General features: G+C 71.1%; 16 protein-coding genes. 9 read left to right on the forward strand and 7 right to left on the reverse strand.

Features of this window, described 5'->3' with window-relative positions:
• Positions 1 to 3: 3 nt before the first annotated feature.
• Positions 4 to 840 (forward strand): CFI-box-CTERM domain-containing protein, encoded by an 837-nt coding sequence (locus tag ML539_RS00915; protein WP_243319763.1) that lies wholly within the window; start codon positions 4 to 6, stop codon positions 838 to 840.
• Here ML539_RS00915 and ML539_RS15345 read toward each other — a convergent pair.
• From ML539_RS15345 to ML539_RS00940, 3 genes are read right to left on the reverse strand one after another with little or no spacing between them, the layout of a single operon-like run.
• Positions 828 to 2,738, reverse strand: coding sequence for a serine/threonine-protein kinase (locus ML539_RS15345; protein ID WP_347710726.1), 1,911 nt, complete (start codon positions 2,736 to 2,738; stop codon positions 828 to 830). The two genes, ML539_RS00915 and ML539_RS15345, sit on opposite strands and share 13 nt — an antisense overlap.
• A gap of 7 nt (positions 2,739 to 2,745) precedes the next feature.
• Entirely contained in the window at positions 2,746 to 3,261 is a 516-nt protein-coding gene (locus ML539_RS00935; RefSeq protein WP_243319766.1) for a hypothetical protein, read from the reverse strand.
• Between the two features lie 2 nt (positions 3,262 to 3,263).
• Positions 3,264 to 4,388 (reverse strand): zinc-ribbon domain-containing protein, encoded by a 1,125-nt coding sequence (locus tag ML539_RS00940; protein ID WP_243319767.1) that lies wholly within the window; start codon positions 4,386 to 4,388, stop codon positions 3,264 to 3,266.
• Positions 4,389 to 4,486: 98 nt separating this feature from the next.
• On the opposite strand from ML539_RS00940, the gene tmk reads away from it, so the two are divergent.
• The 5 genes from tmk to mce all read left to right on the forward strand — a co-directional run bounded on the left by tmk (position 4,487) and on the right by mce (position 8,205).
• Positions 4,487 to 5,152, forward strand: a complete 666-nt coding sequence (gene tmk, locus ML539_RS00945) for a dTMP kinase (protein ID WP_243319769.1) — start codon at positions 4,487 to 4,489, stop codon at positions 5,150 to 5,152.
• A gap of 8 nt (positions 5,153 to 5,160) precedes the next feature.
• Complete coding sequence (locus ML539_RS00950; protein WP_243319771.1) at positions 5,161 to 6,174, forward strand: hypothetical protein; 1,014 nt, start codon at positions 5,161 to 5,163, stop codon at positions 6,172 to 6,174.
• A gap of 75 nt (positions 6,175 to 6,249) precedes the next feature.
• Complete coding sequence (locus ML539_RS00955; RefSeq protein ID WP_243319773.1) at positions 6,250 to 6,492, forward strand: DUF2492 family protein; 243 nt, start codon at positions 6,250 to 6,252, stop codon at positions 6,490 to 6,492.
• 57 nt (positions 6,493 to 6,549) lie between these two features.
• Entirely contained in the window at positions 6,550 to 7,755 is a 1,206-nt protein-coding gene (locus tag ML539_RS00960) for a hypothetical protein (RefSeq protein ID WP_243319775.1), read from the forward strand.
• Positions 7,756 to 7,800: 45 nt separating this feature from the next.
• Positions 7,801 to 8,205, forward strand: coding sequence for a methylmalonyl-CoA epimerase (gene mce, locus ML539_RS00965; RefSeq protein ID WP_243319778.1), 405 nt, complete (start codon positions 7,801 to 7,803; stop codon positions 8,203 to 8,205).
• A 7-nt stretch (positions 8,206 to 8,212) separates the two neighbouring features.
• Here the strand turns inward: mce and ML539_RS00970 are convergent, their stop codons facing one another.
• Positions 8,213 to 8,743 carry a hypothetical protein gene (locus ML539_RS00970; RefSeq protein WP_243319780.1) on the reverse strand — a complete coding sequence of 177 codons (531 nt, stop codon included), beginning with the start codon at positions 8,741 to 8,743 and terminating at the stop codon, positions 8,213 to 8,215.
• A 55-nt stretch (positions 8,744 to 8,798) separates the two neighbouring features.
• On the opposite strand from ML539_RS00970, the gene ML539_RS00975 reads away from it, so the two are divergent.
• Entirely contained in the window at positions 8,799 to 9,275 is a 477-nt protein-coding gene (locus ML539_RS00975; protein ID WP_243319781.1) for a MarR family transcriptional regulator, read from the forward strand.
• Positions 9,276 to 9,307: 32 nt separating this feature from the next.
• On the opposite strand, the gene ML539_RS00980 is transcribed toward ML539_RS00975, so the two are convergent.
• Entirely contained in the window at positions 9,308 to 10,222 is a 915-nt protein-coding gene (locus ML539_RS00980) for an A24 family peptidase (protein WP_243319783.1), read from the reverse strand.
• Between the two features lie 205 nt (positions 10,223 to 10,427).
• On the opposite strand from ML539_RS00980, the gene ML539_RS00985 reads away from it, so the two are divergent.
• Both ML539_RS00985 and ML539_RS00990 read left to right on the forward strand, forming a co-directional pair.
• Entirely contained in the window at positions 10,428 to 10,928 is a 501-nt protein-coding gene (locus ML539_RS00985) for a peptidylprolyl isomerase (RefSeq protein ID WP_243321356.1), read from the forward strand.
• Between the two features lie 6 nt (positions 10,929 to 10,934).
• A complete protein-coding gene (locus ML539_RS00990; RefSeq protein ID WP_243319785.1) occupies positions 10,935 to 11,669 on the forward strand; it encodes a lysophospholipid acyltransferase family protein in 735 nt (244 codons plus the stop codon).
• Positions 11,670 to 11,817: 148 nt separating this feature from the next.
• Here ML539_RS00990 and ML539_RS00995 read toward each other — a convergent pair whose 3' ends face one another.
• Complete coding sequence (locus tag ML539_RS00995) at positions 11,818 to 12,219, reverse strand: phage holin family protein (protein WP_243319787.1); 402 nt, start codon at positions 12,217 to 12,219, stop codon at positions 11,818 to 11,820.
• Positions 12,219 to 13,115, reverse strand: coding sequence for a serine acetyltransferase (locus tag ML539_RS01000; protein WP_243319789.1), 897 nt, complete (start codon positions 13,113 to 13,115; stop codon positions 12,219 to 12,221). The genes ML539_RS00995 and ML539_RS01000 overlap by 1 nt, the downstream gene beginning before the upstream one ends.
• Positions 13,116 to 13,117 lie beyond the last annotated feature (2 nt).

Here is a 13,117-nt window from a genome sequence, read left to right on the forward strand (position 1 = left end):
TCCATGGCCGTCTCCGCTGCCGAAGCCGCCGTACGCTTCCTCGCCTCCATCCACGAGCGCCTCCAGATGGCGGAGCACCAGGATTCCCGGGGCCGCCGGATCGAGGCCCTCCTGCCCGCGGAGGAGGCGGCGATCCTGGAGGCCGCGGCCCAGTGGGCGGCGCGCCGGGAGGACAAGAACCTCGAGCTGGTCCTGGAGCTGGACGAGGAGGCCCGGAAGCACGTGGTGGCCTTCTTCGGGCTCCTCCCCCTGCTGGAGGCCGACCTGGCGGGGCGCGGCGGGATCCTCTACCTGGCCTGCGACGGCAATGGCGAGGCCGGCGCCCAGCTCGACTACAGCGCCTTCCCCATCCTCAGCCCCCCGGTGGCCTTCGGGACCTGGGAGGAGGTAGTCCCGCGGTTCGAGAACGGCTACAAGCAGGTCCCTCTGGCGAACCTGTGGGTGATCGGGGACCTGGACTGGAGCGGGAATCCCGTGGGCGACCCCATCGCGGCCCAGCGCCGGGAGGGACTCGACCTGGTCCGGAGGTCGCCGGCCTGCCGCAAGGTGCTGCTGCACCAGCGGGGGAAGGGCACCCTCGTCCCCTTCCCGTTGAAGAAGGGCGGCTGCTTCATCGCCACCGCCGCCTGCGGATCGCCGGAGGCCTGGGAGGTGGCGGCGCTCCGTTCATTCCGGGACCGTCGGCTCTCCACCTCCTATGTCGGCCGGCTCGCGGTGGCGGCCTACTACCGGGTCTCGCCCCCGCTGGCCCGGTGGATCGAAGGTCGGCCCGGGGTCCGGGCCTGGGTCCGCCGGCGCCTCATCGCCCCGCTGGCCCGCCTCGTGTCTCAGCGGTCGTAAGCGGCCTCCGCCCTCAGGAGGAGGGCATTCCCCGGCAGGAGGCGCAGCCCGTTGCGGATGCAGGCGCAAGCCGCCTCCAGCCGCCCCAGGCGGGCCAGGGCCGCGGCCTTCGCCGCATAGGCGCCCGCCAGTCGCGGATCCAGCTCCAGGGCCCGCCCGGCGGCTTCCAGGCCCTCCTCCAGCCGGCCCAGCTCCACCAGGGCCGTGGCGCGGTTGCTCCAGGCCTTGGCATAGAGCGGGTTGATGGCGAGGGCCCGGTCCGCGCTGGCGGCCGCCTCGGCGGGAAGTCCCAGGCGCCGCAGGAGGACGGCGCGGTTGTTCCAGGTCATCACCGCCGCGGGGTCCTCCTCGAGGATCCGGTCCAGGAGGGCCAGGGCCTCCTCTCCGGGAAGGTGCTCCACCAGCAGGAGCGATGCGGTGTCCAGGTCCACGTACCGGTTGCGGGCCTCGCACAGCCGCAGGCCCCGCTCCAGCCAGGCGGCGGCTACCTGAGCCTCCCCGCCGTCGCGGGCCGCCAGGGCCGCGTTGAGGAGAGGGGCCACCTCCCCGGGGGCTGCGCGGTGGGCGGCCTCGAAGCTGGCCAGGGCGCCGCCGGGATCGCCCTGGCGCAGGCGGGCCTCTCCCAGGGCGCAGTGGGCCTTCCAGTGATCCGGATCAAGCCTCAGGGCCTTGCGGGCGGCTTCCACCGCCTCCGCCAGGCGGCCCAGGTTCGTCCAGGAGGCGGCCAAGTTGGCCAGGGCATCCGCCTGGGCGGGGGCGTCGGGCTCGGGAGACGCGGGCGGAGCGGTTCCCAGCAGGCGGAGGTGGAGGGCCTCCAGGGCCGGCAGGAGCTCCTGGAAGCCCCCCGGCCGCGCGTCGGGATCGCGGTCCAGGCAGGCGAGGATCAGGTCGGCGAAGGGGGAGGGCAGGTCGCCCTGGATCCGCCGCGGATCGGGAGCGGCCTGCACCCGATTGAGCCAGGGCTGGTCGGGAGGGAAGGGCGTCCGCCCCGTGACGGTTTCGTAGAGGGTGGCGCCGAAGGCGTACATGTCCGTCCGGGCCGTGCGCTGGGGGGCCTCGAACCACATCTCGGGCGCCAGGTAGGCGGGGGTTCCGGCCAGGGTCTCCGCGTCCTGCGCCTCCGCCAGGGCCCGGGAGAGGGACAGGCCGAAGTCCGCGACCTTCACGGAACCGGAGGGCGTGAGCAGGAGGTTGAGGGGCTTGAGGTCCCCGTGGACCAGGCCCAGCCGCTGTTCCGCATAGGCCAGGCCCCGGGCGGTGTCCAAGGCGATCCAGAGGGCGCGCAGCCAGTTCATCCGGCCGGCCTGGATCTCCTGGTGCAGGCTGCAGGCGCCCTCCACGTACTCCATGACGAGGAAGGGGAGGCGGAGATGCTCCTCGACGCCGTAGGCCAGGACCAGGTTCGGGTGGGCGCCCAGGGCGATCCACTGGGCAGCCTCCCGGTGGAAGGCTTCCAGGGTTCCCAGATCCGCGAGGCGGTGGCGGAGGGGCGTCTTGAGCGCCACCCGCCGGTTTCCGCGGGCGTAGGCCTCGCCCGTCCGGGCCTCGCAGACGAGGATGCGGCCGAAGCCTCCGCGCAGGACCTCAAGGATGCGGTACCGTCCCGCGATCCAGTCCCCGGGTCCCAGGGCCTCCGCTTCCTCCGGCGGGACCGCCCCGTCCTCCGCCAGGCGGCTGAGGGTCTCGGGCTTCGCCAGGAGGACGGTGGAGCCGTAGAGCTCGGCCAGGCGCGCGGGGTCGAGGCGCAGGTCCCCGAGGACCGATCTCTCGGCGGGATCACGGCTCGTCAGCTCCCGGAACCGCGCGGGGGTGATCCAGCCGTGGTGGAGGGCGACCAGGGCCCGGGCCAGGTCCAGCCGGGGAAGGGGCGTGGTCGGTCCCGGGACGTCGGGTGGCACGCTCGGCTCAGTTCCTCAGCTCGATGGCCAGCAGGAAGCGGTCGCCCTTGGGGAGGCGCTCCTTCACCTGGGTGAAGTTCAGGTCGAAGGTCTCGGTCTCGCCGGGCTTCACGGTCCCCAGCTTGGTGCCGCCGGAGGCCACGCCCAGCAGCTTGCCGTCCTTGTCCAGCACGGCCACTGCGAAGCCGGGGATGCGGGGATACTTGGCGGTGTTGGTCACCTCCACCTGAGCCCGCGTGCCGAACTCGGCCCCCTTGAGGATGTTGAAGAACCCGGGCTGCATGACGCGCCGGTTGAAGAAGATGCTGCTGACCTTGAGGCCGTCCACGTTCACGGACAGGGGGATCACGCGGTCCCAGGCGAAGGGGAGTGACTCCGAGAAGTAGGAGAGTGAGGCATCGGGGATGGGCGCGGCGGCCGGCGTGGAAGTCGGCGTGGAAGTCGGCGTGGAAGTCGGCGTGGGAGCGGGGGCAGGCGGGGTCTGCGCCAGGCAGAGGAGGGCGGCGAGGGCGAGGGTCTGCATGATCAGTTCTTCCCGAAGAGGCCGCCGAAGAGGCTCTTCTTGGGAGCGATCTCCGGGATGGACGAGGCGTCGAAGCCGGGGGCGCCCTCGCGCCCTCGGCGCAGGCGATCGAAGACCAGGCGGAGGCCGGGCACTTTGTGGGCCTCCAGCCAGTTCTCGCTGTGCTGGCGGGCCACCAGGTGATGTTCGAGCACGCGCCCTTCTTCGATCCAGGCGGTGAGCTGGGCCATGGTGAGCCCCGGATAGATCTCCTCCCCGATCTTCAGCCGCAGCCGCTCGGCACCGGCCTCCTCGGCCGCTGGCGCGGCGGGGGCGGGCGGCTCCGGCAGTGGAACCGCCAGGTCTGAAGGCCGCAGGGCCTCGGTGGCAGGCTCCGCTGGGGGGGCGGGTTTGGCCGCGGCCAGGGCGGTCTGGAGATCTTCCTGGGACAGGCGCAGGGTGGTGGTGGAGGTGGCCTGGAGCACGTCAGAGAGGCTGCCCGCGGAAGTGGGTTCGTCCCCATCCGGAAGGGAAGGCGCCAGAGGGCCGGTGGACTTGCCCAAGGTGGCCTCCAGGGCCGAGAGGGTGGCCTCCATGTCCATGGTGCCGGGGTCCTTCGGCGCCTTGGACACTGAGGGGAGATCCGGCATGCCGGCGAACAGCTTGCTGATGGCGTCCTTGGCGGAGCTGTAGGTGCCCGTGAGGGTGTCCTCCCCGGCTTCCGCCACCTGGGCGGCGGGGGCAGTGGGGGCTGGAGTGGGGATGGCAGCGGGGGCCGGCGGTTCCACCTCAGGAGCGGAAGGCGCGTCGGGAACCGCCAGGACGGCGGCGGGAACGGGCTCGGCGGAAAGGCCCGAGAGGGTCTTCTCCAGGATGTCCTCGTCGGTGCTTTCCAGGTCCCCCAGCGTGAGGGAGGACGGAGCGGCGGGAACCGGCTCCAGGGCGGCGGCCACGTCGGCCAGGTCGAAGGAGGCGGTGGCCGCGGGCGACTCGGCGGGCGGAGGGGGAACCAGGTCCGGCATCGCGAGGCCCAGGGGGAACACCTCGCCGCAGCTGAAGCAGCGGGCCCGGCGGTAGGCCGGCCTCCACCGCTCGGGACGCAGGCGGTATCGGGTGGAGCAGCTGGGGCAATGGATCGCTTCGGCCACCTGGAACTCCTCGAGTTTCGAGCAGGATAGCACTGCGGCGGAAGGCGGCCAAACCGCGAAGGGCCGGCCCCCGGGTATCCTCATCGGGCGGAGGTCCGGTGCGGGGCGTGTTCATCACCATCGAAGGCGTGGAGGGTTCGGGGAAATCCACCCAGCTGCTGAGGCTCTCCGAGCGGCTGCGGCACCTTGGCCTCCCCCTGGTGGTGTCCAAGGAACCCGGCGGCACGGCCCTGGGCCGGGAGCTGCGGCGCCTCCTGCTGGAGCGCCATGCCAGCGGCGAAGCCTGGTGCGCGGATGCCGAGCTTCTGCTCTTCTACGCGGACCGGGCCCAGCACCTGGAGGCCGTGGTCCGGCCGGCCCTGGCCGAAGGCAAGGTGGTGCTGGTGGACCGCTTCGAGGACTCCAGCCGAGCCTACCAGGGCGCCAGTGGCGTGTCCGAGGCCAACCTGGACCGCCTCAGCGAGGTGGTGCTGCGGGGGCTGCGGCCGAACCTCACGGTGCTCCTCGACATGGATCCCGAGGTGTCCCTCCAGCGCGTGGAGGTGCGCAACCTGTCTCTGGGTACCGAGTTTGCGGAGACGCGCTTTGACGAGGCGGCCCTGGAGTTCCACCGCAAGGTGCGGAACCGCTTCCTGGTCATCGCGCAGGCCCACCCCACCCGCGTGGCGGTGGTTCCCGCGAGGGATCCCGTGGACCAGGTGGAGGCGGCCATCTGGTCCCGGGTGGCGCCGCTCCTGCGCAGCGCCGGGTTCAAGGTCGACTGAGGAACCGCATGTTCGCCCCCGAGATCGTCGGCCACCACACCATCCGCCAGCGCCTGCTGGACCGTCTCCGGTCCGGGCGGATCCGGGGCTCGCTCCTGTTCACGGGGCCCGAGGGCATCGGCAAGCGCCGCGTGGCCCTGGAGCTGGCCCGCCGCGAGATCTGCCTCCGCCGGAACGCCTGCGGGCAGTGCGAAGGCTGCCGCATGGTGATGGGCGAGGACCTGCCCTTCGAGCTTCCGAACCTTCTGCGCCTCTCGCCCGAGGGCAAGGCGGGTGTCATCCGCATCGACCAGATCCGCGAAGGCCTCGATTCGAACAACCAGCCGCGCTTCAGCCGGGGCGTCATCGAGTGGGCCTCCCTGGCGCCGCCCGTGGGCTGCCACCGCTGGGTCCTGGTGGAGGAGGCCCACCGCCTCCACGAGAACAGCGCCAACCTCCTGCTGAAGACCCTCGAGGAGCCGCCCGCGGACACCCACTTCATCCTGGTGACCCACCGCCCCGAGGCCCTGCTCCAGACCATCCGCAGCCGCTGCGAGCGCATCCCCTTCGCGCCGCTCGGGCCCGAGGAGGCCTGGGCCGTGGCCCTCCAGCAGGGGTGGACCGAGGCCGACCGCCCCCGCTGGACCGCCCTGGGGGAAGGTGGGCTGCGCCTCCTCGACGAGGCCGCCTTCCGCCGGGCCGAGGCCCAGGTCGACGCCTGGCTGGCTCTCCTGGGAGGCCAGCCCTTCAGCGAGGTCGGCGGGGCCCTTTTGCCCGACAAGGAGTCCACCCTGGCCCAGGGTGAGCAGCTGCGCCAGCCCCTGGAACTGCTCCTGCGCCTCCTGGCGGACCTGGCGCGGCTCCGCGCCGGCCAGGCTCCGGCGCTGGAGCCCTGGCGCGAGGCCCTGGAACTCCTGGCCGCCCGGGACCGGGACCTGGGACCGCCCCAGCAGGCGGTCCTCGAAGGGCTCCGGCACCTGCCGCGGAACCTCAGCCCCGAGCCCCTGCTGCGGGAGGTGGGCCTGGCGCTCCAGGGGACTTGAGGGGCCGTGACCCCCGTCACCGCCGGGGCCGATAGACTTGGTTCAGGAGTCACGACTCCTGAACCGGAGCCCGACATGTCCGAACCCCTCTACGGCCACGACCTGCTTTCCCTGCTGGTGGAACGGGGCGGGAGCTGTCTCCTGGAAGAGCTGCGCGCGGCCTCCGCGGCCGCCCACGGCGTCTCCGCGGTCTACTGCAACTGCCACGGCGACCAGTTCGACTTCGACGGCGTCATCGCCTTCCTGGGCAGCAAGGGCAAGGTGCAGGTGGCGGACGGCACGGTGACCCTGGGCATGGCCCCGGCCTGCCAGCACTGAAGGTCGTCCGGGAGGATGCCGCTAGGATCTCTGCAGGACGTCTTTCCAGCGGATTCCATGGCACCCCCTCGATCCACCTCTGTCCAGATCTTCGCGCCCAAGTGCTTCCTGCTCCTGCTGGGGGCGGGCGTCCTGGTCCTCAACCTCTTCGTCATCCTCATGGCCTGGGTCTCCCTCCAAAAGGCCCTGAGGACCCACCGGGACCAGGCCGCGGCCACGGCCCAGAACCTGGCCCGGGTGCTGGACGACTCCGTGGGAGGGACCTTCGGCAAGGCCGACCTCGCCCTGCAGGCGGTGCGGGACGAGGCCGAGCGCGCGCTCGCGGACCCCGCCCGGGCCGGCGCGGCCCTGGATGCCTTCATCGGCCGCCAGCAGGCGCGGGTGCCGGAGGTGAAGGCCCTGCGTGTGACCAACGCCGAAGGCGTGGTCGTGCGTGGCCTCGGCGCCGGCATGGCCACCCCCGTGGATCTGTCGGACCGGGCGCACTTCCTCCGCCTCCGGAACAATCCCAGTGCTGGGCTGGTGATCTCCAAGCCTCTGGTGGGGCGGCTCACGGGCACCTGGGTGATCGTCCTGGCCCGGCGCATCGAGCGTCCGGACCACAGCTTCGCCGGCATGGCCCACGCCGTCATCGAACTGGACCAGTTCAGCCGGACCTTCTCGGCCCTGGATGTGGGGCCCCGCGGCTCCGTGGCCCTCCGGGGTCTGGATCTGGAGCTGATCGCCCGCCACCCTGAGCCCGTCAGCGCCGGCACCGCCATTGGACAGAGCGTTGTCTCTCCGGAGCTCGAGGCCTTCGTACGATCCGGCCGGGGCGCCGGCACCTACCGCGCCCTCACGCCCTTCGATCGCATTCGGCGCACCTTCGCCATCCGCCGGGTCGAGGGGCAGCCTTTCTATGTGGTGGTGGGCCTGGCCGATCAGGATGTCCTGGCGGAGTGGCGGCAGGACATGGCCCAGGAGGTGCTGGAGGTGGTCCTCTTCACCTGCCTGACCCTGGCGGCCTCGTGGCTGCTGCATCGCATATGGGTCCGCCAGCAGGCCGCCCATGCGCGTCTGGAGGCCCTCCTCGCCGAAGTGAAGACCCTGGGAGGCATGCTCCCCATCTGCAGCCACTGCAAGAAGATCCGGGATGACAAGGGCTACTGGAACCAGCTCGAGGCCTACCTGAATGAGCACACCGATGCCGAGTTCACCCATGGCATCTGCCCGGACTGCGCGAAGGAGGTCTTCCCCAACTCCGGGAAGGGTCGTTCCGCCTAGGCCCGAGGCTCCAGTCTCGTCCTACACTGGTTCCGGGAGTCCCGCATGAAGCTGCTTCGGATCAACCACCTGGGCATCGCGACGCCGGGCCTGGAGGAGGCCATGGTGCGCATGGCGCGGCTCTTCGACATGAAGGCCGACCACACGGAGGCCGTGCCCGAGCAGAAAGTGACGACGGCCTTCTTCCCCGTGGGCGAGAGCACCCTGGAGTTTCTGGAGAGCACGGATCCCGAGGGCCCCATCGGGAAGTTCCTCGCCAAGCGCGGGCCCGGCATCCACCACGTCTGCTTCGAGGTGGACGACATCGACGCGGCCGTGGCTCAGCTGCTCGCCAAGGGCGTCCGCATGATCGATCAGGCTCCGAGGGACGGCGCCCATGGTTGCCGTGTGGCCTTCATCCACCCCGCGGAGACCGGCGGCGTGCTCATGGAGCTGAGCCAAGGGCGTTGAGGCGCCCTCAAGGCCAGGCGCTGAGGCGGCTTCGGGGCCGGCCGCCGCCCAGGCGGGCGAGCAGCTCTCGCTGGGCCGGACCCTGGGCGAGCTTCCGGTAGGCGTCGACCATGTCCTCCGTGGCGAGTTCGAGCATGACGCGGTTCTCCACCCAGAACTCGTAGAGCTCGAAGAGCCGGGTCTGGGGGTTGGGCCCCCGCCAGAAGTGCAGCGTCCGCCAGCCCTCGCGCGCGCCGATCCGCTCGATCTCCGCCCGACCGGCCTTGACCGAGATCAGGGCATGGAAGGCGACGGCAGCGGGGGCCTCGCGCAGCGCGACGGCGCCCATGCTCCCGGCCTCGCCGGGCACCAGGGTGGTCCGCTCGGGGTAGACCTCGATCCCGGTGCCGTGGGCGTCCTCCGCGTACGCGACCCAGGCGCCGGGGATGGGGCCGACGAAGGGGCCTGCGTAGCCGCCCGTGTGGCCGCCGATCAGCTCCGCGAGCACCTTGGCCACGTGTTCCGGGTCGCGGGCGGGAATCGAGATGTGATGGATCATTCCTGGCTCCGATGGTCAGTTGACCTGACTAGATATGGTCAGCTAAACTGACTTCATGTCAAGACCCCGATCCTCCGTCCGCCGCACGGACCCAGCTGAGCGCCCGCTTCTCGGAGCGCTGCTCCGGCTGGCCAACCAGGTCATGGGGCAGGAGCTGGTCCGATGGCTCGCCGCTTCAGGGCACGCGGACATCCAGCCTGCCCACTGCGCCGCCATCCAGGCGCTGTGGAACCGGCCCGAGGGGGCCCGCTTGACGGATCTCGCCCAGACGGCGCACGTCACCAAGCAGTCGATGGGGGCCCTCGTGGATCACCTGTGCCGGGCCGGCTATGCGGAGCGCGTGGGCGATCCCGACGACCGCCGGGCCTCGCGCGTGCGTCTCACGGCGCGGGGGCGCGCCTTCACGAAGGAGGTCCGCGCCTTCGTCCGCGGCGTCGAGGCGGACTGGGCCCGACGGGTGGGCGCCCGCCGTATCCGGGACCTGCAGGAGACGCTGGCGACGATCGTCCTCGAGCCCGCGGAGACGCCCTAGGGTCGGTTTCAAAGTGGATGCGAACCGCGACCCTAGCCCACCACGCCCAGGTACCCCAGCCACAACGCCCGACCGAAGAACACCACGATGGGTGTAGCCAGGGCGAGGAAGCAGCCGAAGGGGAGCATGGTCTGGCCGCCAGAGCGGCGCGTGAGCATGAGCGGCACGCCCACGGCGGCCCCCAGGCCCGCGCCCAGGAAGAGGATGCCCAGCATGGGGCCCCAGCCCCAGAAGGCGCCCAGCCAGGCCAGCATCTTGAAGTCGCCCATGCCCAGGCCGTCGGTCTTGCGGATGGCCTTGTAGAGCAGGTTCAGCAGGGCCGGGGCGCCGTAGCCGATGGCCAGGCCCAGGAGGCTGGCCTGCCAGGTGACGGTGGGCTCGAAGCCCCGATAGGCCGGGGCGGGCTGGAGGCCGTTGTGGAAAGCCAGAGCCTGGATGAGCGTGTCGCCGCGGCCCCAGGCCTTCAGGAGCGCCTCCGACCAGGCCAGCTGCGGCAGGGCGAAGAGCACGCCCAGGGCCATGAGGGGAAACTGCAGGACGTCCGGCAGGATCATCTCCGTGAAATCGGTGAAGAACAGCACCAGCAGCGCGTAGGCGCAGATCACCGCCTTGACCCAGATGAGCGTCCCGAAGGGGAAGAGCCAGTGGGCCCCGCCGAGGATCAGGCCCCCCAGCAGCTCCACCAGCGGGTAGCGGACGGGGATGCGCCAGCCGCAGGCCGCGCACTTCCCTCGCAGCCACAGCCAGCCGAAGAGGGGCACGTTGTGCCAGGGCCTGATCTTCGCCTTGCAGGAGGGGCAGTGGCTGGCCTTCGTCACCACGTTGCGGTCCTCGGGCGCCTCCTGGGGCAGCCGGTGGATCAGCACGTTGCAGAAGGAGCCGATCATCAGGCCGAAGGGGGCCAGGAAGAGGCTGAGGATCCAGGGCGGCAGGTCCAGGAAGGGCATAAGACACGATACCGGGGACTTCTTGGCGGTTCGCGGCAGAATGGAAGGGAACGCCCCAGGAGTTCCCGTGTCCCGCCTGCTTCCGTGCCTCCTCCTTGCCACCTCCCTGTCCGCGCAGGCGCCTGCGCCGGCCCCGCCCGCCCAGGCCCCCGCGCCCGCCCCGGTGGCCACGCCCGCGCCGGTGGCGAAACCCCGCGTGCAGCTCATGACCAGCTATGGGCCCATCGTGGTGGAGCTGGAACCGGGGCTGGCGCCCAAGACGGTGGAGAACTTCCTCCAGTACGTGAAGGACGGGTTCTACAAGGGCACCATCTTCCACCGCGTCATCGAGGGCTTCATGATCCAGGGCGGCGGCCTGCTGGAGACCATGGACGAGAAGCCCACCCGGCCGGCCATCCTCAATGAGGCGCCCGAGACCTTCCGCGGAGGCCTGAAGAACACCCGCGGCACCATCGCCATGGCCCGCACGGGCTCCCCCCACAGCGCCACCGCCCAGTTCTTCATCAACACCGTGGACAACAAGGCCCTCGACCACCGGGACATGAGCGAGGACGGCTACGGGTACTGTGCCTTCGGCCGGGTGGTGTCGGGCATGGACGTGGTGGACAAGATCGAGAAGGTACGGACGGAATGGCGCAAGGGCCAGAGCGGCGTGCCCCAGTACGCGGTGCGCATCAAGGACGCCGTGCTCCTGCCGCCGCAGTAGGCGCCGGTGGGAAGGCCCTTCGTCCGTCCGCTCCTGGTCTGGACCTTCGGCGCCATGATGCTGGCGCTGGCCGTCTGCCTCTGCTTCCTCCTGGCGCCCTTCCTCGGCGGCCCGCGCGCCTTCTGGATCGTGGCGCCGTGGTACATCCGCGGGACCGCGGAAGCCTTCGGCATCCGGCGCGAGTTGGAGGGTTGGGACAGCCTGCCGGAGGACCTGCGCACGGGCCGGCGGCCCGGCGTGTTCATCGGGAATCACACCTCGCTCTTCGATCCGCCCCTGATGATCTCCACGCTGCCCTGCCGCCCCGTCTTCGTGGCCAAGCGGGAGCTGGCGCGGGTGCCCTTCCTGGGCTGGGTGATCTGGCTGGCGGACTTCATCTTCATCGACCGCCGCGACCGCGCCGCCGCCATGGCGAGCTTGGCCGAAGCCGCCGTGCGCATCCGCGCGGGCCAGGCCATCGTGGCCTTCCCCGAGGGCACCCGCAGCCGCGATGGAAGCCTGCTCCCCTTCAAGAAGGGCGCCTTCGCCCTGGCCTTCGAGGCCGGCGTGCCCGTGGTGCCCTTCGCCATCCACGGTGGTCCCGCGATCCTGCCCAAGGGCGCCTGGCGCGTGAAGGGCGGCCACTACCGCATCACCGTGGGGGTTCCCATGGAATCCAGCGCCTACGCAGATCCCGACGCCCTGCGGGAAGCCGCGAAATCGGCGGTACAAGGGCTATTGGAAAAGACGAAAAACATTTAACCGCAGAGAACGCAGAGGGCGCAGAGTGGGGCGGAGTCGGGCGTATTTCCAGGATCGGCTCAGGCATCAGGTCACCCGAACGCGGTACCTAACCTGCCATCACCCGCTTGTCTCTGCGCTCTCCGCGATCTCTGCGGTGAATGCCTTTTCAGTTCACGATCTTGATGCGCTGGGCCGGCCCCTGGGGGCGCTGGCGGTCCTTGGGGATGAAGAGAGTGCCGAGGATCGAGGCCACGACGCTGGTCACCAGGGCGCCGAAGAAGCCGGCCCAGAAGCCGCTGACGGTGAACTGGAGGCCCAGCCGCGCGGAGAGCGTGCCGGCCAGCCAGAACACCAGGCCGTTGATGACCAGGCTGAAGCAGCCGAGGGAGCAGGCCATGGGCACGAAGGCGATGACCTTCAGGAGGCTGCCCACCGTGGCGTTCAGGGCGGCCAGGATGACGGCCACGATGAGCAGGTCCAGGAAGGCGCCGTGGCCCAGGCCGGGCACGACGGCGCTGGCCACCAGGAGCCCGATGGCGGAGAAGAGGAAGCGCAGCAGGGTGGTCATCAGGGCATCCCGTCCTTCTCGTTGGCCTGGGTGATGACGCTGCCGGCGGGCACGCTGCGGGTGAGCCAGACGTTGCCGCCGATGGCAGAACCCCGGCCGATGGTGATGCGGCCCAGGACCGTGGCGTTGGAGTAGATGATCACGTCGTCTTCCACCACGGGGTGGCGGGGGATGCCCTTCACGGGGTGCCCGCCGGCATCCAGGGGGAAGCTCTTGGCGCCCAGGGTCACGCCCTGGTAGAGGCGGACGTTGCGGCCGATGACGCAGGTCTCGCCGATGACGACGCCCGTGCCGTGGTCGATGAAGAACCGCTCGCCGATCTGCGCGCCAGGGTGGATGTCGATGCCGGTGAGGCTGTGGGCGTGCTCGGTGATCATGCGGGGCAGCAGGGGCACGCTCAGCTTCAGCAGCTCGTGGGCCAGGCGCTGGTTGGTGATGGCCAGCAGGCCCGGGTAGCTGAAGAGCACTTCGTCGGGACTGGTGGCGGCCGGATCGCCCTCGAAGCCGGCCTGGATGTCCGTGGCCAGGAGGCGGCGGACCTCCGGCAGCCGCGCCAGGAAGGCCCGGGCCAGGGTCAGGGCCCGTTCGGCGCAGTCGCCACAGGCGGGATCCGAGGCGGTCATCCCCCGTTGGATCTGGTCGGCGAGGCCGTGGAGCACACGGTCCATGCGGGCGCCCAGGTGGTAGCGCAGGGTTTCCGCGTTCAGTTCCGAGGCGCCGAAGTAGCCGGGGAAGAGCAGGGCCCGCATCTCCTCCACCAGCGCGGCCAGCGCGGTGCGCGACGGGAACTCCCGACAGCCCAGGGACATCTCCGTGAGGGCGGAGGAAGCCTCCGCCAGCGCCTCGACCACCGCGTGGAGGTCGGGCCGGTTCTCCAGGTGTCGCGTGCCGGGCATGG

It is taken from the genome of Geothrix sp. SG200 (assembly GCF_022808935.1).
GTDB lineage: Bacteria > Acidobacteriota > Holophagae > Holophagales > Holophagaceae > Geothrix > Geothrix alkalitolerans.